Source organism: Alcaligenes sp. 13f, from assembly GCF_020496585.1.
GTDB lineage: Bacteria > Pseudomonadota > Gammaproteobacteria > Burkholderiales > Burkholderiaceae_B > Alcaligenes > Alcaligenes phenolicus.
In genome coordinates this window covers 1-519 of record NZ_JAHKKC010000064.1, presented here as the reverse complement: position 1 = coordinate 519, position 519 = coordinate 1, and the positions used below count along the sequence as shown (strand labels likewise).

At 68.6% G+C, this 519-nt stretch carries 1 protein-coding gene; it reads right to left on the bottom strand.

What is annotated here, in order from left to right; all coding sequences use genetic code 11:
• Positions 1–519: hypothetical protein (locus KOE80_RS20140; protein ID WP_226349846.1), on the bottom strand; the 519-nt coding region annotated here is incomplete at both ends.

Below are 519 nucleotides of genomic sequence, written 5' to 3'. Positions count from 1 at the left end.
CGGCATCGGCGTCGGCGTCGGCGTCGGCGTCGGCGTCGGCATCCGCGTCTGCATCGGCGTCTGCATCGGCATCGGCATCAGCATCGGCGTCGGCATCGGCATCCGCGTCGGCATCGGCATCCGCGTCGGCATCGGCATCAGCGTCGGCGTCGGCATCCGCGTCTGCATCGGCATCAGCATCCGCGTCAGCATCGGCATCAGCGTCTGCATCCGCATCAGCGTCAGCATCTGCGTCAGCATCGGCGTCAGCGTCAGCATCCGCATCAGCGTCAGCATCCGCGTCAGCATCCGCGTCGGCGTCGGCATCCGCGTCGGCATCGGCGTCAGCATCGGCGTCTGCATCGGCATCGGCGTCTGCGTCAGCGTCTGCATCAGCGTCGGCATCCGCGTCGGCGTCTGCATCAGCGTCAGCATCGGCATCGGCGTCGGCATCGGCGTCGGCATCGGCATCAGCGTCGGCATCAGCATCTGCATCAGCATCCGCGTCGGCGTCGGCGTCGGCGTCGGCATCCGCGTCAG